The following is a 16585-nucleotide window of genomic DNA, read 5'->3' on the forward strand; positions in this document are numbered from 1 at the left end:
CCTCGCCGCAGGCATATCGCTGGCGAGGATGAGAACGTTACTTATTTAGTGAACTAATTAGCATAAGAGAGTCATACTTTTATTAAAAGCGGCTGGTTGCGGGCATTTTTAAATAGAGTATTTTCACCTATAAAAACTTGTTTAAAAAAATTTATGCAGCTTGATGTATATATTTTTATTTCAATTTCGACTTGCCATATGGCCGTTTTGTGCAAGAATGGTTTCTTGCAACGCCCAGTTCTGAGTGGGCGTGTTGGCCTGTTTTTATAATAAGTAAGGAGTTCAGTAATGGACATCTCTAACATCATCACCCACTTGAACAACTTCGTTGATACCTGGGAGAGCTGGGCAAAGATCATCCTCAACCTGCCTAAGGCAATTAGCTACCTAGGTGAAGTTTCTTCTTTCGCTTCCAGTAAGTAATAGCCTTAATTAGGCTTTCTGCAACCACATACCATATTAACTAGGAGTTATATATGTCTTCTTTTATTGCTGATTCCGTTCCATTCTTCCAGGCTCTTTTTGATTTCATGAAGCCTTTCATCGAGATCGCCAAGGGCGCTTCTAAGCTCCTCGGCTTCATTAAGTAATTTTTACTTAACGTAAAACCCCGTCCACATTGGGCGGGGTTTTTGTATCTCTAGTAGTATTTGTTTATGGCTGACTCTGATAACGATCTTCCGGTCATCGATCTTGCTAAGACCGAAGGCTATATCGTCGATGACTCCGACGAGGATGATCCGGTTCTGCTCGATTCTCATGGCTTGCCGATAGACACGTGGCGGGAAAACTACCCCTACAGCGAAAGAATGACCCGTGATGAATACGATCACATTAAGCGTGCCTTGCAGATCGAGTTACTTAAGTGGCAAAACTGGACTAAGGATACTGGTCAACGCCATATCATTTTATTTGAGGGCCGTGATGCCGCTGGTAAGGGAGGCTCCATTAAGCGATTTAATGAGCACCTTAACCCTCGAGGGGCGCGTACCGTGGCCTTGGAGAAGCCGTCGCCACGCGAATCAACCTCATGGTATTTTCAACGCTATATCCAGCATTTCCCCAGCGCCGGCGAGATCGTTTTTTTCGACCGATCGTGGTACAACCGCTCTGGTGTAGAGCGTGTGATGGGTTTTTGTACTGAGTCGCAGCACGCAGAGTTTTTGCGTGAGGTACCGATGCTGGAGAATATGATTCTTGGCTCTGGGATCTCCTTAACGAAATTTTGGTTTTCGGTGTCACAAAAAGAGCAGCGCACCCGGTTTGCTATTCGCCAGGTCGACCCGGTGCGCCAATGGAAACTCTCGCCAATGGATCTAGCTTCCTTAGACCGCTGGGATGATTACACCCGAGCCAAAGAAGAACAGTTCCGCTATACCGATACCGATGAATCGCCATGGATCACAATTAAATCCAATGATAAAAAGCGGGCCCGAATTAATGCTATGCGTTATATTTTGAGCAAATTTGAATATGCCGATAAAGACCATGCTGTTGTTGGTGAACCCGATCCGCTGCTCGTGATGCGCGGACGCGACCAAATTGGCGACTAAACCCTTTGCCATCTCGCGGTTTTTTAAAAAAGAATCAAAATCTGTGGATAACTCTTTTCAATAACGGGAAGTTATCCACAGATTTCATTGTTTTTAGCCCCAAGTCTTGTGCTGCTTTATCGGTATTGTCATGCTAAAAACATGTACATCGAACAACGCGCTCAGCTTGCACAGCACGGGGTCGCCTTGCTGAAAGAGCTATACGATGCCAAACTGAGCGTCGATCAAATCAGTGCGCTGTTTAGGATTGCACCCACACAGGCTGCCCAGTACCGCTCTACAGCGAAAGCCTTGTTCGGACAACTTGTTGATGCTGGACAGAAGGATATACGTCGAGAAGCTCTTTCCGAAGCACAGAAACAAACAATCAGCGCTGAAGAGCTGGTGTTTATTAATCAGCAGACCAATAAAATCGCGGCGGATATTGCCTACAGCAAAGAAAAACTGCGCTACGAGTTGATCCAGATTGCCAAGGACAAAGATTTTGCCACCATGATGACCGCCGCTAAAGCACACGTGCGCGCCATCAACCTGGCTAGCACGAAGAAACCGCGCAGCAAACTTATGGTGAGCAAGGAGCTTGATGCGCGTGGTGGATACCAAGTGATGGGGTGGCTTGATGGGGAAGTGTTTGCGCCTTTCGTCGATAAGCTAGAAAGCTTAACGACGAAGCTCTACCACCGCGAATCTGGCTTAAAAATCGAGCACTGCCGCGCCCAAGCCCTGCTGAAAATGGTCGACATTAGCGACAAAGTCGGCGTCCACGTTGTAGTCAAGCTAAGTGAACTGCAAGAGGGCCTCACCCGTGATGAATACGCTCTTACCGACGGATCAATTGCAACCCTTGACCTATTGCACAAAAAACTTGTTGGCGTGGGTTTCGCTGTAGTCTACAACGACCTAACTATGCTTCCAATGGAGGCTGCTGTTATTCAACAACGCTTTGCTAACAGTAAACAACGCCAAGCTATGATCGGGCACAATATTTTTTGTGCTGCACCTGGTTGTAAAATACCTGCGAAGCACGGTTGCCAGGCGCATCACATAAAAACAGCAGCTTCAGGTGGCATGACCAACCTATCGAACATGGTCATGCTGTGCCCAGCGCACCATGGACAAGTAACAGCAGGCCAAGCCATTGTTACTATCGACGCCGAGGGGCGCTATATATGGGAATGCCAGTACAGCAAACGAAGACAAATTAATAGCAAAAAAGCTATTGATCTAGCTGGCAGATCACTCTTCTTCAGCAGCGATGATGGATTTTGCTAGTTTACGTAAATGTTTGAGTTGCTTCGAGGTGGACTCGTCGAGAGCCTTGTCTTCAGCGCTGGCGACAAGGTCTCGAAGATCCTTTTGAGCCTGCCTGCCTTTTTTCGTAGCTGTAACAATTTGGCGACGCCGATCTTTGGGGTCTCGTTCGCGCTTTACCCAGGTTTTTTGCTCCAACGAATCGATTAAGCGCACCATGTCTGATGCATCGATAGCGAGCATATCGCACAGCGAAGATTGACTCGTAGCATCGGCTTTAGCTAAACAGGTAAGAACCCAGTATTCCCGCAGGCTAACATCCTTGTGCTGTAGAGTTTCTTCCACCTCATCACGGGTGCGACGGCGTAGCCGCTCTAGTTGAAAAGATGGTGACTCAAGCAGGTCTGCTGGGAATTCTGGGTGGGTCATGGTTGTTATGGTAATCCAAAAAGTGGGGAAACCAATTATTGGGTAGGCAGACCTTCTGCGACCCAGGCTTCTGTGCCACCTGCAACATTAATAGCTTCGATGTTGCGTGCAGCAAGATACTCCTGTACTTGTGCGCTGCGAGCACCAGACTTACAAATAAGGTAGATCTCCTTGTTGGTATCGAGTTCACCCATGTGAGTGGTAAATAGGCTCATGGGAATATTTTTTGCGCCTTGTGCATGGACAGCGGCGAATTCGTCGGCTTCGCGTACATCGATAAGCTGTGCCTCTTGTGGTACAGCAGTAACTGCTACTTCTTTCATGTTGTTTATTGTAGGCATAAAAATAAGGCACCAACCTTTTAATGTTGTTGGTGCCTATTTTTTACTTGCTGTAGCGCTGGATAGCTTCGCTGTAGATCTTTTCAGCTTCAGTCTTGTTTCCCCAGCCTGAGCCAGTGACTTCTTTATTTGGCTCAAGGTCTTTGTAATGGACGAAGAAATGCTCGATTTCGTTAAGAAGGTGTTGTTCAACGTCTTCGATGTCGTTGTATTTGCTCCAGCGAGGATCATCTAGAACGCAGAGTAGTTTGTCGTCGCCACCGGCTTCGTCGGTCATCTTAAAAACACCTAGTGGTCGTGCCTTGACGATCACACCAGGAAAAACTGGTTCTGGCAGAATGACGAGTGCATCCAGTGGGTCGCCGTCTTCGCCAAGGGTGTGATCGATAAACCCATAATCGAGTGGGTAGGCCATGGGGGTGAATAGGTAACGGTCGAGGTAGATTTTTCCGGACTCATGGTCAACTTCGTACTTGTTGCGTGAGCCTTTAGGGATCTCGATTGTTACTTCCATCTTGTACCTCTCCTTTTTGGATTGTTTTAACTAATAGTACTCTAGGGTCGGTGAAGAATACGAAGTGGATTGCAGCGATCGTTGCGGTGCTTGGCATTGTTGTTGTAGTGGTATATGTCGCGCTCGACAACCGTCTACAGCACGACCCAGCACAGGAACTTCCGCGCCCTGTTCGCACGATGCGTAACCTTATTCCATTACCAGGAAATAACACAGGCTTATCGACGTCGCTTTCGGCTTTTTCCTCTGATACACGGCTAGGTACATTCTCCGCTGTAGTCATCGACACGACAACTGGTGAAACCGTGTTCTCCCAGCTTCCGACTGCACCCTTACGCCCGGCGAGTGCGACAAAAGCCCTTACCGCAGCAGCTGCCTTGTATCAGCTTGATGCACAGCAGCAAATTGAGACTACGGTGTATCTCGTCGATAAGCATACCGCTGTCATTAAAGCTACTGGTGATGTATGGCTTACTCATGAGCGCCTTAGCGAATTAGCTCAACAGCTTCCCCCGGGTATTGATGAAGTGTTGGTCGACACTTCGGCGTGGGCGGATTATCCGAGTTTCGCTGTAGGGTGGGATGAAGCGGATATTGATGCTGGTTATATCGCCCCCATGGAGCCGATTATGTTGTATGGCGGTCGTATTGGTGAAACCAGTGGTGATGCACCGCGTTCGCATACTCCGGCTTTCGCTGTAGCGGAAGAATTAGCAGCGCTCATCGGCGCTACGAAAGTTGGTCCAGGCGTAGCCCCTGCTGATGCTGAACCAGTAGCTAGTACATTATCGCCACCACTGATCGAACGTATCACCATGATGATGGTGGATTCTGACAATGTCATGGCTGAGGCAATTGGACGAGAGTCTGCAGCTAATTCAGTAAACGTTTTGGCCACGCAGGGTTTCGCTGTAGGAGAAACTAGTGTGGTTGATTACTCCGGCCTTAGCGTGGATAACGTGGTCACCGCACAGCTGCTGGCAGAAATTATGCATCGCGCTGCAACAGAATCAACGTTGCGACCTTTGTTATCAACTTTGCCAGTTGCTGGGGGTAATGGAACTCTGGCACAGCGTTACTTGGATGTGGATTCGCGTGGCTATGTGCGTGCGAAGACCGGAACTTTGACGCAGACATCAGCGCTGGCGGGCATTGTGCAGGCAAAAAACGAGCATGTATATGCCATTGGATTAATTAGTAATGACTCGGATATTTTGTCGGCAAGGGCGGCACTAGATGAATTCGCAACCACCATCTACGATTTTTTGGCCTAGGCATTCTCCTCATTTTCTCGCTGTACGGCGCGCAGTCAGGCGTTTCGACGGTCCTGCTGTAGTCGGACTTTCTGGTGGCGCCGATTCGCTAGCTTTGGTGGCGGCAGCGAAAGCAGAGGACAAAGAGATCACCGCTGTAGTCGTTGATCATGGCCTACAGCAAGGATCTGCAGATGTTGGAAGTTTCGCTGTAGAGCAGGTGCGGTGCTTAGGCGTATCTGCCCAGCTCACCCGGGTTCATGTTGCTCCGGGTAATGTTGAGGCTGAGGCTCGTAAGGCGCGTTATGAGGCGTTGTTGGCGTGGGGGCTGCCGGTGTGGGTGGCGCATACGATGGATGATCAAGCAGAGACGTATTTGCTTAATTCGTTGCGGGGGCGTGGTGTTGGTATGGCGGAAACTAATCGGGTGGTTCGTCCGTTGTTGGGGGTACGTCGTATTGATACGGTGGGTGCGTGCAAGGAGTTGGGTTTGGCGTATTGGTCTGATCCAATGAATGTGGATAAGCGTTTCCAGCGGGTGCGTTTGCGTAGGGAAGTGATTCCGTTGCTGAATCAGATTAAAGGTTTTGATGTGGTGCCAGCATTAGCGCAGGCGGCTGAGCATGGTGTGTTGTTGGAATCGGCTTTCGCTGTAGAGGCGTCGGATATGAGCGTCGAAAAGCTTCAACAGTTGTCTCCGGCTGAGTTGCGGATGGTTATTGTACGGTTTTTGCAGGGATATTCTGTGACCGTGGATAGGGCTAAATTGGTAGCAATTGAGAATCTGGTTCATCATTGGCATGGCCAAGGTGGTGTTGCTATTGGGCGGAGGTTGGAAGTAGTGCGTAAAAATGGCACACTTTTTGTGACACCAGGAGAAAGGTTGTGACTGCGATGAATTGTTATGGTGACGATGTGGCGTCTGTGTTAGTCAGCGAGGAGGACATTGCGCGGCGTGTTCAAGAGCTGGCTGACTTGGTGAGTGAGAAGTACCGGGACATTGATGAGGACCTTATGTTGGTCTGTGTTCTTAAAGGTGCGGTGTATTTCCTTACCGATTTTGCGCGTGCATTAAGTATTCCTAGCCAGACGGAGTTTATGGCGGTGAGTTCTTATGGTAATTCTTCGTCTTCGTCGGGTGTGGTGCGTATTCTTAAAGACCTTGATCGTGATATTCGGGATCGGGATGTACTTATTGTTGAGGACATTATTGATTCTGGTTTAACGCTGAGTTGGTTGATTCGCAATCTGGAAAGCCGTGGTCCAAAAAGTCTGGAAGTAGTCAGTTTGCTACGTAAACCAGAGGCAGTTACTGCCACCATTGAGCTTATCGACGTTGGTTTCGATATCCCTAATGAATTTGTTGTTGGCTATGGCTTAGATTATGCCGAGCGTTACCGTGACCTGCCGTTTGTAGGCACCTTAGATCCGAGTGTTTATACATCATGAGTAAAAATAGAATTCTTCAGATCGCAAGTTTTGCTTCGGTCATCCTTATTTCACTGTATCTTTTTTCGTTGTTTGCCAGCGATACGCGCGGTTATCGCGAAGTTGATACTTCGGTTGCTATCGAGCAGTTAACCAAGAACAACGTTTCAGAAGTCGAAATCGACGATCGCGAGCAGCGGCTGCGTCTTAAACTGCGCGATAGCATTGATGTCGAAGAAAAAACTGGTCTCACTGAGATCATGACAAAGTATCCTGCCCGGGCAACCCAAGATGTGTTTACCAAGGTAGAAAAAAGCAACGTCGATAAGTTCACCACCAATGTTAACCAGGATAGTTTCTTGCTGTCGATGGTTAGTTATATCTTGCCGATGCTGATTGTCTTCGGTTTGATTATGTGGGTTTTTGCGCGTATGCAAAGCTCTGGTGGCATTGGCATGTTCGGTTTTGGTGGCTCGAAAGCAAAGCAGTTGACCAGTGATATGCCAACGAATACTTTCGACGATGTTGCCGGTGCTGATGAGGCCGTTGATGAACTACATGAAATCAAAGATTTCTTACAAGATCCACAGCGTTATGAAGAACTTGGTGCCAAAATCCCACGCGGCGTGCTACTTTATGGTCCGCCAGGTACTGGTAAAACCTTATTAGCCCGTGCTGTAGCCGGTGAGGCTGGGGTACCGTTTTACTCTATTTCTGGCTCGGACTTTGTGGAGATGTTTGTTGGCGTGGGTGCATCTCGAGTACGAGATCTGTTTAAGCAGGCTCGGGAAAATAGCCCATGTATCATCTTTGTCGATGAAATTGATGCGGTAGGTCGTCAACGTGGTTCTGGTATGGGCGGCGGACATGATGAACGCGAGCAAACCCTTAACCAGTTATTGGTAGAAATGGATGGTTTTGGGGATCGCGAAGGCGTGATTCTTATTGCTGCAACCAACCGCCCGGATATTCTCGATCAAGCATTATTGCGCCCGGGACGTTTTGACCGCCAGATTCCAGTTACTAATCCAGATCTGAAAGGTCGCGAGCAGATTCTTAGTGTCCATGCTAAGGGAAAACCCTTGGCTAAGGATGCAGATCTTAATGCGTTGGCACGTCGTACAGCAGGGATGTCGGGCGCTGATCTAGCTAATGTGCTCAATGAGGCGGCATTGCTTACCGCGCGTATCGGTGGCAATGTAATTACTGCTGATGCACTTGAAGAAGCTACTGATCGCGTAGTTGGTGGACCTCGTCGTAACTCTAAGGTGATCTCTGAAAAAGAAAAGAAGGTTACCGCTTATCACGAGGGTGGACACACTCTGGCTGCCTGGGCGCTAAAGAATATTGAGCGAGTTTATAAGGTCACTATCTTAGCTCGTGGGCGTACTGGCGGACATGCGATGACCGCACCAGAAGATGATCGTGGCATGTACAACCGAGACGAGCTCTATGCACGTTTGGTGTTCGCTATGGGTGGACGTGCTGCCGAGGAATTGGTTTTCGGTGAGCTAACTACTGGCGCTAGCGCAGATATTGAGATGGCTACCAAGATCGCCAAGGCCATGCTGACTGAATACGGCATGAGCCCCACACTCGGTCTCGTGAAATATGGTGATGAGCAAGGTGATCCATTCTCTGGGCGAGGCAGCCAGGGAACTTTGGAGTACTCGCCAGCCACAGCGGCACAAATTGATGAGGAAATGAAGTACCTCATGGATAAGGCACATGCTGAAGCCTATGAGATCCTCTCTCAGTACCGCGATCACTTAGATAAATTGGCTGAGAAGCTTTTGGAAAAAGAAACCTTGCGTCGACCTGACCTAGAGGTATTGTTTGCCGATATTGAACCGCGTGAAGTCGGCGATGTTTTCCCCAATGAAGATCTACGCTTCCCACGTCAAATTGGCCGCGAACCAGTAAAAACTCCAACCGAGTTGGCTATTGAACGCGGTGAAGAACCACCTAAACCATTTAACCTTCTTGATGCTTCGCGTGAGGCACGTGCAAAGCGCGCTGCGGAAAAACAACCCCCAGCACCGCAACAAACACCAGTAGGCGATTATGGTGCTCCTGCTGGTTGGACCGCACCTGGTTGGCCACCAAAGAATCCTTATACCGAGCACCCTGGCGAGAAGGCCTACCCTAAAGAGGAGATCGGCTTTAGTTTGCCAGAGCACGAACGTTCTGATTACGACGAAGGAAAACATCGTGCCGAAGGCCTTTGATTACCAGCGTGCTGAGGCTGCAATTAGGGAACTACTTTTCGCTGTAGGCGAAGACCCGGATCGGGAGGGGTTAGCAGAAACTCCCGCCCGGGTCGCGAGGGCGTATGCGGAGATTTTTGCTGGTTTGCATTCCGATCCGACTGAGGTGTTGGAAAAAACTTTTGCGGAAGACCACCGCGAGTTAGTTTTGGTCAAAGACATTCCAATCTATTCCACCTGCGAGCACCATTTGGTACCGTTTTTTGGTGTGGCGCATATTGGTTACATTCCGGGCGAGTCGGGTCAAGTTACTGGCCTGTCTAAATTGGCGCGATTGGTTGATCTTTATGCCAAGCGGCCACAGGTTCAAGAGCGACTTACCTCACAGGTAGCCGATGCGTTGGTTGCTAAATTAGGCGCACAATCAGTGATCGTGGTGATCGAGTGTGAGCATTTATGCATGGCTATGCGTGGCATTCGAAAGCCGGGCGCGAGTACCACGACTTCTGCCGTTCGCGGTGGCTTTAGAAGTAATGCAGCGTCGCGTGCGGAGGCTTTGTCTTTGATTCGAGGTAGCTAATGAATTTTGGCCGCACTGCCGTTATGGGCATTCTCAATGTCACTGAAGATTCTTTTTCCGATGGCGGTAAATGGTTGCGTTTCGACGCTGCACTCCAGCACGCCCGCGATCTAGTTGCAGCTGGTGCCGACATCATTGATATCGGTGGGGAATCGACTCGACCAGGTGCTACCCGAGTAGCGCCCGAGTTGGAGTTGGAACGAGTCGTGCCAGTGATTAAAGAACTCCACAGCGAAGGAATTAAAACTTCTGTGGATACTATGCGCGCTAGTGTGGCTGCTGCCGCTGTGGAAGCAGGTGTAGATTTTATCAACGATGTTTCCGGCGGACTAGCCGATCCGAATATGTATCAGGTAATGGCAGATAGTGGGTTGCCAGTATGCCTTATGCATTGGAAGACAGTGCGTTTTGGCGATGCTGCCGGTGCGGCTGATCACGGTGGTGATGTAGTCCGCGATGTACACCAAACTTTGCAACGATTGACTACCCAAGCACAATCCGCTGGGGTTCGGGCAGAAAACATTATCATTGATCCAGGGCTGGGTTTTGCTAAAACTGCAGCTGATAACTGGGCATTATTGCATGCGCTACCGGAATTTATTAACGGGGATTTTCCGGTGTTAGTTGGTGCTTCGCGTAAGCGTTTTTTGCAGCCGTTTGGCGCTGATCCTGCTACAGCGGCGGTGACTGCAATCGCGGCGCATTTAGGTGCATGGTGTGTGCGGGTGCACGAAGTAGCAAGTTCTCGTTCTGCGGTCGATGTAGTAGCTCAATGGAATAATCATGATTGAACTTAAAGGTTTGCGAGCTATTGGTTATCACGGTGTTTTCGAACACGAAAAACGTGAGGGGCAAGAATTTATCGTTGATATCAGGCTAGGTGTTGATATCGAGGCGGCTGGGCGTAGCGACGATCTGAGCGCCACGGTACACTATGGCGAACTCGCTGAGCTAGCACATGAGCTGATTGTTGGTGAGCCTTTTGACCTTATTGAAAAATTAGCTTATGAAATCGCTCAGGCAGCTTTAGCGCGTTTTCCACTTATCAACGACATCGCAGTCACCGTGCACAAGCCACATGCGCCTATCCCACTGACTTTTTCTGATGTGTCGGTTACCTATCAGGCGGTACGCTAATGCGCGCGGTGCTTTCTATTGGATCAAATATGGCAGAGAGTAAGCAGTTGCTATACACCGTATTTGATGAGTTTGCTAAAGAAACAATTGCGCATTCGTCGATACATCTTACTGCGCCTTGGGGGGTCACCGATCAAGCGGATTTTCTTAATGCAGTACTTATTGTTGAGGTTGCCGAAGGACCCTATGCGTTATTGCGTCGCTGTCAGAAGCTAGAACAGAATGCTCACCGAGTTCGTGAGCGTCGGTGGGGGCCACGAACTTTAGATGTTGATATTGTGCAGATCGAGGGGGTCACAAGCAATGATCCTGTTTTGTTATTGCCCCATCCTTGGGCACACCAGCGTGCTTTCGTGTTGGCGCCCTGGTTGGAGGCTGACCCAACAGCGAAACTGGGGCAGGAAAGCGTCGAAAAGCTTTTAAACGATGTGATAAAGGAGGCCTAGGAATGAAACGCACTTCACCTGCTGTACTCATTGCGCTGGGCGGATTTTGTGCAGCTGCATCATATATTGTGGTGAGTGGATTCTATGGTGCGATGGCAACAGTACCTATTGCGCCTGGATTGTTGCTGATTGCCTTAGCAGTATTGTGTTTAGCTTTGGTGTGGAAGTTTAAAAATACTGATCTAGGCCTAGATCGAACCCAATTGAATCCGATAGCAGCAGCGAATTTTTTAATTGTGGGTAAAGCTTCTGCTTACACTGGAGCAATTTTCGGCGGAATTTATTTGGGAATGGCAGTTTATGTATTGCCGAAAACCGCTACTTTATTAGCTGCCGTGGCAGACACCCCTGGAGTTGTGACAGCACTTATTGGCGGCATAGCACTGTCTGCTGCTGGGTTTTGGTTGGAAAGAACATTAAGCGTACCGCCTCCGGATGCGACTTAAGATTGAACTGAGGTAGGTTGGTTTTCATGGAATTCAAGTCGCGGGATGCAGCACAGGCTGCATTGGTTGTTCTCGCACTGATTGCAAGTGTCATTATGTTGTTAACGTCAAATGCTAGTTTTTTGCGCCTGGCGTTAATCGCAGCACTGTGGGCAGCAGTGATCGGTTTTTTCCTGGTTAGTAGGTATCGTACGCAGGCGGAAAAAGCACATGCTGAGCTAGAACAACAACGCCAGCTTCATGCAGTACAACTAGAGCAGGCACGACAAGAACTAAGCGTTGAGCGTGCACATATCGAAGCAGATGCTGAGCGACGGATAAAAGAAGACACCTTAGCCGAAATACGAGTTCAGCTTAACGACGTACGTGAGCAGCTTGCCCAGCTGACCGGACAACTCTACAGCGAACCAACCATGGTACAGGCAGAAGCTAAACGTATTTTTGAAATTGAGCAGGAAAAGACACCGGAGCCAACCTATATACCGGAGCCAGAACCAGTCGAGCCGGAGCCAACTTATATACCGGAGCCAGAACCAGAACCACGTCGTTTTGATACCGGCAGCTTTGGTTCTATTGATTGGCTACAAGGTGGAATAACTCAGGAAGAAGAGCCGAAACCACCTGTTGTTGCTGAGCATGGTCGTCGTCGCCGTGATGAACACAGTGCGGGGTTGTCGGTTGCTGATTTATTAAAGCGCCGTGATTGATGCACCGAGAATGACCATCGCGACCTTTGGCTACAATGAGTTCGCTGATAAATTAGAATCCGCTGGTCATACGGTAATTCGGGTCAGTGATCCTCGTGAGATTGCTGCGTGTGAAATGGTCATTGTTGATGAGGATGCTGCGGTATGTGCTGCTTTCGCTCGTCCTGGCCAGATTTTTGTGCATACTGGTTTCCACCGGGATTTAGCGCTTTTTGCTCCCTTGGTCGCACAAGGAGCGATCGGTTTTATTACCTTGCCGATTACTCCGCTGAAGCGCACAGTAACTGCTACCGACGAGGTGGCTGCAATGGTGGCAGAGTTACTGATCAATGAGGTTAATGCGCAGGCAATTCCGGTGAAGAATGAGGCGCTTGCGCAGCTTGTAGCCGGGGTTGCTTATGCTAGTTTTCTTAACGCGATCAGTTTTGAGGCGACCAGTTTACTAGAGCAAGCAGTAGATAATTATGATTTCGTGTTTGATATTCGTGCTGGTGCGCAACTAAGCCACGAGCTCATGGACGTTACTACCATGCAGGAGGCAGTAGAGCAGATTGAGCATAGACCATCGAAACGCACGTTTAAAGAATTAGCTCGTCGAATGGCTGAACGAACTCGTGCTCATGATGTGGAATGGTGGGCGATAGATGAAGGAGAATAATGGCTTTTCAACTTAAACAGTCCACTTCCGTTGACTTTGCGACGATCCCCTTAGTTGCACGTGCGTTTCGCAAACAGGGCAAGCCTGTGGTGCTTGTTGCGTTGAGTACTGGTTTACATGCCGGACATATTCGGTTACTTGATGCAGCACGCAGAATCCCAGGATCGGTGGTTATTGCTAGCCATGAAGGCATTGAATTAACCGGAGTCGATGCGCAAGTAAATATTAGCGATGAACAATTGTGGCCGCATGGGCGCCACGTTCGCCTTGATACTGGATTATGGCATGAAGATATTGAACCTGAGCTAGCTCGGTTGATCGCATTGATTTTGCATATTGGGCCAAGCGATCTCGTAGTCGGAGAAAAAGACTGGGAATTGCTGCTTGCCCTGCAAAAAACTGTTCGTGATCTGCATATTCCAATAAAGATTCATTCTGTGCCGGTAGTTCGCAATGCCGATGGGGTGGCGTTATCTTTGTCTACTCCAGGCGATATTGCAATTGCTGCCGCTTTGACTGCCGGTGTCTTTGTTGCTGATCAGGGCACTCAAGCAGTACTAGCAGCAGCACATTCGGTATTAGCCGCAGCTAACATTGAAGTGGAATACCTCGATGTAGTCGGCCAGCGGCTTATCGTTGGTGCCATAGTTGATGGTGCTCGGTATATAGATAATGCGGGTTTAGCCTAGTAAGTGGCGTTGATTTCTTTCGCTGTAGGAGGTTGTGCACCAGTGCGCGAAACAGTAATCGCTGCGGCTTGGGCAGCATAGGTTCCTACCTCACGCCATTGTTGGCTAGTTAGGTTGGTGCCGTGTTGGTGCAGTTGAGCTAGTAGCGCACCCATGATGGTATCGCCGGCACCGATGGTATCGGCAACAGTAGTTGGTAATGCTGGGATAGTGATGATTTCGCCATGGACATGGATTTCTAAACCGTGTTCACCGCGAGTGATTACTTTTATTGGTGCGGTGGGGTTATTAAGGAAATCATTTTCTTCCTCGCTGAGTTTGAGTAAATTCACACTTGGCAGTAATGAGAGAAGGAAGTCCCGGTGAGCATCGTTGGTGTAGAAGCTACGGATATTAGGATCAAGGGCGATAAAAGTACCTTGTTGATATAACCGATGTAGTAATTGCGCGTATCGGGTAGCACCGGGATCAAGCGCAAGCGATACGGTGCCGAAGCAAGCGATGTCGGTGTGCAATTCGGTTGGTGGGCTGACATAGCGATCGGCAGTACCTTCGATATAGAAGGTGTAGTTTGCCGAACCATCGTCGTTAAGGCTGGTAACAGCTAAGGTCGTGGGTTCGCCACCGCGTTGAACATGGCTGATATCAACACCTTCACTGATGAGTTTGGCAATAAGTTGTTCGCCAAAGGTATCGGTGGAAATGCGTGAGAGAAATTGGGTGGGGGCACCAAGGCGTGATGTTGCGATTGCCACATTAAATGGGCCGCCACCGAGTGCGGGCACAAGGTGTGAGTCCTGATTAGGTACAAGATCGACGAGTCCTTCGCCGCAAACGGTAATCATGGTTTTTAGTCTAATGTCTTGAGGGAAAAACCTGCTACCCTAAAGCACTGTGATAAACGAACTACCTGAGCAGCTAAGAATCCGCCATGAAAAGCGCGCAAAGCTTATCGACGAAGGCATTGATGCCTATCCGGTCATTGTTGATCGCACGATCAGCATTAGCGATCTACGCGCTAAATTTGAGGCTGTAGAAACCCTTCCAGAACAACCTGTTGAAGGCGTGACCTATTTGCAAGCCGGTGATGAGACTGATGTCGAGGTTGCAATAGCCGGCCGAGTGCTTTTTATTCGCAATACCGGCAAGCTGTGCTTCGCAGCGCTTCAGGAAGGCGATGGCACACATATTCAAGCAATGCTGTCACTTGCCGAGATTGGCGAAGAAAAGCTAGCTGCATGGAAGTCGTCTGTCGATTTGGGCGATATTGTCTCTGTACGTGGACGAGTTATTTCGTCGAAACGCGGCGAGTTATCCATTATGGCGAATACCTGGCATATGGCTTCAAAAGCATTACGTCCTTTGCCAGTGGCATTTGCGGATATGAGTGAAGATAGCCGTATTCGACACCGTTATACGGATTTGATTATGCGTGAGCAGGCGCGCACCAACGCAATGACGAGAATTAAAGTGATGCGTAGTTTGCGTAACTTCTTAGAGTCACGTGATTTCTTAGAAGTAGAAACTCCGATGCTGCAAACCTTGCATGGTGGTGCTGCGGCGCGTCCATTCCAAACACACTCTAATGCTTTGGATATTGATCTCTATTTGCGTATTGCGCCCGAGCTTTACTTAAAGCGCTGTGTAGTAGGTGGTATTGAGCGTGTTTTTGAGGTAAATCGTAACTTCCGTAATGAGGGTGTTGATTCTTCGCATAGCCCAGAATTTTCTATGCTGGAGACCTATCAGGCGTATGCAACCTATGATGAGGGTGCACAGCTATATCAAGATATGATCCAATACATCGCTCAAGATGTTTTTGGTTCTACCACCGTTACCCTTGTCGACGGCAGTGAGTACGACCTTGGCGGTCAATGGCCATCGATAGAAATGTATCCTTCGCTCAATGAGGCTTTGGCGCGTAAATTCCCCGGACAGCCTGAGGTGACTATTCATTCTACGGTTGCTGAGCTTGGTGCTCTTGCACAGGTAATTGGCCTAGAACCCGGTAAGGGCTGGGGACACGGCAAGTTTGTGGAAGAGATTTGGGAGCATTTATGTTCTGATCAGCTCCACGGGCCAATTTTCGTGCGTAATTTCCCAGTAGAGACTTCTCCGCTGACTCGGGATCATCGTAGTCAAGAAGGGGTCACCGAGAAGTGGGATCTCTATGTGCGTGGTTTTGAGTTGGCTACTGGCTATTCTGAGTTGGTGGATCCGGTTATCCAACGAGCTCGTTTCGAAGATCAAGCACGTCTTGCTGCCGGTGGCGATGATGAAGCAATGGTCTTAGACGAAGAGTTCTTAGCTGCTATGGAGCAAGGCATGCCACCAACATCGGGTTCTGGTATGGGTATTGATCGTTTGTTGATGGCATTGACTGGTTTAGGTATTAGGGAAACAGTTCTTTTCCCAATGGTGAAGCCAGAAAATTAATAGAAAAAACAGCTCCCTTAGGAAAAGGGAGCTGTTTTTATTTGGCTAGCCGATGGGCAAATTCTTTAACTCGGGTATGAATATCATCGCGAATAAGTCGCATAGCTTCTAGGCCTTCGATACCGCGGAGAAAAGGATCGTCGGTAATCCAGCGTTCAACCGTGCCCGGGACATTAAGCTCTAGTAGAGCATCGGCGCCGATTAAGACGATGTGGTTGCTAATACCTAACAGTTGTGGGTCAACCCCTTTGGGATGCCCTTCGCTCATATCAGCACCTATTTCGGCAAGTGCTTGTACTGCGAGCGGATTAAGAGATTCAGAGGGAGTAGTTCCAGCTGAGTACACCTCAATGTTGGGGCATTCTAATAAGAAGAGTGCTTTGGCTATCTGAGATTTACCACCATTTCCAGCATCAATAAAGTACACTTTCTTTTTCTTTGCCGCGCGATCATTAATCAGTTTGGCCACATTTACTGACATGAGTACTCCTTGATGATGGGTAGTTATAA

Annotated in this window: 21 protein-coding genes; 16 read left to right on the top strand and 5 right to left on the bottom strand. The window is 48.8% G+C overall.

Going from position 1 to position 16585, the window contains the following annotated elements:
- Nucleotides 1-288 precede the first annotated feature (288 nt).
- The 3 genes from UL82_RS11510 to UL82_RS02445 all read left to right on the top strand — a co-directional run bounded on the left by UL82_RS11510 (nucleotide 289) and on the right by UL82_RS02445 (nucleotide 2825).
- On the top strand, nucleotides 289-423 hold the full coding sequence (locus tag UL82_RS11510; RefSeq protein WP_269078402.1) for a hypothetical protein: 135 nt from the start codon (nucleotides 289-291) through the stop codon (nucleotides 421-423).
- 233 nt (nucleotides 424-656) lie between these two features.
- Nucleotides 657-1553, top strand: a complete 897-nt coding sequence (gene ppk2, locus UL82_RS02440) for a polyphosphate kinase 2 (RefSeq protein WP_046438855.1) — start codon at nucleotides 657-659, stop codon at nucleotides 1551-1553.
- A 141-nt stretch (nucleotides 1554-1694) separates the two neighbouring features.
- On the top strand, nucleotides 1695-2825 hold the full coding sequence (locus UL82_RS02445; RefSeq protein WP_046438856.1) for an HNH endonuclease signature motif containing protein: 1131 nt from the start codon (nucleotides 1695-1697) through the stop codon (nucleotides 2823-2825).
- On the opposite strand, the gene UL82_RS02450 is transcribed toward UL82_RS02445, so the two are convergent.
- From UL82_RS02450 to UL82_RS02460, 3 genes are all read right to left on the bottom strand, one after another.
- Complete coding sequence (locus tag UL82_RS02450; RefSeq protein WP_046438858.1) at nucleotides 2790-3233, bottom strand: MarR family winged helix-turn-helix transcriptional regulator; 444 nt, start codon at nucleotides 3231-3233, stop codon at nucleotides 2790-2792. The two genes, UL82_RS02445 and UL82_RS02450, sit on opposite strands and share 36 nt — an antisense overlap.
- A gap of 35 nt (nucleotides 3234-3268) precedes the next feature.
- A complete protein-coding gene (locus UL82_RS02455) occupies nucleotides 3269-3556 on the bottom strand; it encodes a rhodanese-like domain-containing protein (RefSeq protein WP_046438859.1) in 288 nt (95 codons plus the stop codon).
- Nucleotides 3557-3617: 61 nt separating this feature from the next.
- Nucleotides 3618-4088 (bottom strand): inorganic diphosphatase, encoded by a 471-nt coding sequence (locus UL82_RS02460; protein ID WP_046438861.1) that lies wholly within the window; start codon nucleotides 4086-4088, stop codon nucleotides 3618-3620.
- A gap of 50 nt (nucleotides 4089-4138) precedes the next feature.
- Here UL82_RS02460 and UL82_RS02465 point away from each other — a divergent pair, with 50 nt between their 5' ends.
- The 12 genes from UL82_RS02465 to UL82_RS02520 are packed head-to-tail and all read left to right on the top strand — an operon-like array spanning nucleotide 4139 to nucleotide 13639.
- A complete protein-coding gene (locus UL82_RS02465; protein ID WP_046438862.1) occupies nucleotides 4139-5362 on the top strand; it encodes a D-alanyl-D-alanine carboxypeptidase/D-alanyl-D-alanine-endopeptidase in 1224 nt (407 codons plus the stop codon).
- Entirely contained in the window at nucleotides 5325-6230 is a 906-nt protein-coding gene (tilS, locus tag UL82_RS02470) for a tRNA lysidine(34) synthetase TilS (RefSeq protein WP_046438864.1), read from the top strand. The genes UL82_RS02465 and tilS overlap by 38 nt, the downstream gene beginning before the upstream one ends.
- Before the next feature lie 5 nt (nucleotides 6231-6235).
- On the top strand, nucleotides 6236-6790 hold the full coding sequence (hpt, locus tag UL82_RS02475; protein WP_046441100.1) for a hypoxanthine phosphoribosyltransferase: 555 nt from the start codon (nucleotides 6236-6238) through the stop codon (nucleotides 6788-6790).
- Complete coding sequence (gene ftsH, locus UL82_RS02480) at nucleotides 6787-8997, top strand: ATP-dependent zinc metalloprotease FtsH (protein WP_046438865.1); 2211 nt, start codon at nucleotides 6787-6789, stop codon at nucleotides 8995-8997. Before hpt ends, ftsH begins: the two co-directional genes overlap by 4 nt.
- Entirely contained in the window at nucleotides 8981-9556 is a 576-nt protein-coding gene (folE, locus tag UL82_RS02485) for a GTP cyclohydrolase I FolE (protein ID WP_169746254.1), read from the top strand. The genes ftsH and folE overlap by 17 nt, the downstream gene beginning before the upstream one ends.
- Nucleotides 9556-10347, top strand: a complete 792-nt coding sequence (folP, locus tag UL82_RS02490) for a dihydropteroate synthase (protein ID WP_046438867.1) — start codon at nucleotides 9556-9558, stop codon at nucleotides 10345-10347. Before folE ends, folP begins: the two co-directional genes overlap by 1 nt.
- The gene (gene folB, locus UL82_RS02495) at nucleotides 10340-10693 is read left to right on the top strand and encodes a dihydroneopterin aldolase (protein ID WP_046438868.1); all 354 of its coding nucleotides are present in this window, start codon (nucleotides 10340-10342) and stop codon (nucleotides 10691-10693) included. The genes folP and folB overlap by 8 nt, the downstream gene beginning before the upstream one ends.
- Entirely contained in the window at nucleotides 10693-11139 is a 447-nt protein-coding gene (gene folK, locus UL82_RS02500; RefSeq protein ID WP_046438870.1) for a 2-amino-4-hydroxy-6-hydroxymethyldihydropteridine diphosphokinase, read from the top strand. The genes folB and folK overlap by 1 nt, the downstream gene beginning before the upstream one ends.
- 2 nt (nucleotides 11140-11141) lie before the next feature.
- Entirely contained in the window at nucleotides 11142-11585 is a 444-nt protein-coding gene (locus tag UL82_RS02505) for a DUF3180 domain-containing protein (RefSeq protein ID WP_046438871.1), read from the top strand.
- A gap of 26 nt (nucleotides 11586-11611) precedes the next feature.
- Nucleotides 11612-12292, top strand: a complete 681-nt coding sequence (locus tag UL82_RS02510; RefSeq protein WP_046438873.1) for a DUF6779 domain-containing protein — start codon at nucleotides 11612-11614, stop codon at nucleotides 12290-12292.
- Nucleotides 12293-12302: 10 nt separating this feature from the next.
- Nucleotides 12303-12950, top strand: a complete 648-nt coding sequence (locus UL82_RS02515; protein ID WP_126316289.1) for a 6PGD fold domain-containing protein — start codon at nucleotides 12303-12305, stop codon at nucleotides 12948-12950.
- A complete protein-coding gene (locus UL82_RS02520) occupies nucleotides 12950-13639 on the top strand; it encodes a pantoate--beta-alanine ligase (RefSeq protein ID WP_046438876.1) in 690 nt (229 codons plus the stop codon). Before UL82_RS02515 ends, UL82_RS02520 begins: the two co-directional genes overlap by 1 nt.
- Here the strand turns inward: UL82_RS02520 and UL82_RS02525 are convergent.
- Nucleotides 13636-14484 carry a carbohydrate kinase family protein gene (locus tag UL82_RS02525; protein WP_046438877.1) on the bottom strand — a complete coding sequence of 283 codons (849 nt, stop codon included), beginning with the start codon at nucleotides 14482-14484 and terminating at the stop codon, nucleotides 13636-13638. The genes UL82_RS02520 and UL82_RS02525 overlap by 4 nt on opposite strands.
- A 49-nt stretch (nucleotides 14485-14533) precedes the next feature.
- On the opposite strand from UL82_RS02525, the gene lysS reads away from it, so the two are divergent.
- Nucleotides 14534-16075: a lysine--tRNA ligase gene (lysS, locus tag UL82_RS02530; protein WP_046438878.1), complete on the top strand. Its 1542-nt coding sequence runs from the start codon at nucleotides 14534-14536 to the stop codon at nucleotides 16073-16075.
- Nucleotides 16076-16112: 37 nt separating this feature from the next.
- Here the strand turns inward: lysS and UL82_RS02535 are convergent, their stop codons facing one another.
- Complete coding sequence (locus UL82_RS02535; protein ID WP_046438880.1) at nucleotides 16113-16556, bottom strand: arsenate-mycothiol transferase ArsC; 444 nt, start codon at nucleotides 16554-16556, stop codon at nucleotides 16113-16115.
- Nucleotides 16557-16585 lie beyond the last annotated feature (29 nt).

It is taken from the genome of Corynebacterium kutscheri (assembly GCF_000980835.1).
Taxonomy (GTDB): Bacteria; Actinomycetota; Actinomycetes; order Mycobacteriales; family Mycobacteriaceae; genus Corynebacterium; species Corynebacterium kutscheri.

Excerpts from the sequence above, each read along its gene's own strand:
- UL82_RS02460 (WP_046438861.1), bottom strand. The coding sequence starts at position 4,088 with ATGGAAGTAACAATCGAGATCCCTAAAGGCTCACGCAACAAGTACGAA.
- folK (WP_046438870.1), top strand. The coding sequence starts at position 10,693 with ATGCGCGCGGTGCTTTCTATTGGATCAAATATGGCAGAGAGTAAGCAG.
- UL82_RS02515 (WP_126316289.1), top strand. The coding sequence starts at position 12,303 with ATGACCATCGCGACCTTTGGCTACAATGAGTTCGCTGATAAATTAGAA.
- UL82_RS02505 (WP_046438871.1), top strand. The coding sequence starts at position 11,142 with ATGAAACGCACTTCACCTGCTGTACTCATTGCGCTGGGCGGATTTTGT.
- UL82_RS02450 (WP_046438858.1), bottom strand. The coding sequence starts at position 3,233 with ATGACCCACCCAGAATTCCCAGCAGACCTGCTTGAGTCACCATCTTTT.
- tilS (WP_046438864.1), top strand. The coding sequence starts at position 5,325 with ATGAATTCGCAACCACCATCTACGATTTTTTGGCCTAGGCATTCTCCT.
- folP (WP_046438867.1), top strand. The coding sequence starts at position 9,556 with ATGAATTTTGGCCGCACTGCCGTTATGGGCATTCTCAATGTCACTGAA.
- UL82_RS11510 (WP_269078402.1), top strand. The coding sequence starts at position 289 with ATGGACATCTCTAACATCATCACCCACTTGAACAACTTCGTTGATACC.
- UL82_RS02525 (WP_046438877.1), bottom strand. The coding sequence starts at position 14,484 with ATGATTACCGTTTGCGGCGAAGGACTCGTCGATCTTGTACCTAATCAG.
- UL82_RS02445 (WP_046438856.1), top strand. The coding sequence starts at position 1,695 with ATGTACATCGAACAACGCGCTCAGCTTGCACAGCACGGGGTCGCCTTG.
- UL82_RS02455 (WP_046438859.1), bottom strand. The coding sequence starts at position 3,556 with ATGAAAGAAGTAGCAGTTACTGCTGTACCACAAGAGGCACAGCTTATC.
- folB (WP_046438868.1), top strand. The coding sequence starts at position 10,340 with ATGATTGAACTTAAAGGTTTGCGAGCTATTGGTTATCACGGTGTTTTC.
- hpt (WP_046441100.1), top strand. The coding sequence starts at position 6,236 with ATGAATTGTTATGGTGACGATGTGGCGTCTGTGTTAGTCAGCGAGGAG.
- UL82_RS02520 (WP_046438876.1), top strand. The coding sequence starts at position 12,950 with ATGGCTTTTCAACTTAAACAGTCCACTTCCGTTGACTTTGCGACGATC.
- UL82_RS02510 (WP_046438873.1), top strand. The coding sequence starts at position 11,612 with ATGGAATTCAAGTCGCGGGATGCAGCACAGGCTGCATTGGTTGTTCTC.
- UL82_RS02535 (WP_046438880.1), bottom strand. The coding sequence starts at position 16,556 with ATGTCAGTAAATGTGGCCAAACTGATTAATGATCGCGCGGCAAAGAAA.
- ftsH (WP_046438865.1), top strand. The coding sequence starts at position 6,787 with ATGAGTAAAAATAGAATTCTTCAGATCGCAAGTTTTGCTTCGGTCATC.
- ppk2 (WP_046438855.1), top strand. The coding sequence starts at position 657 with ATGGCTGACTCTGATAACGATCTTCCGGTCATCGATCTTGCTAAGACC.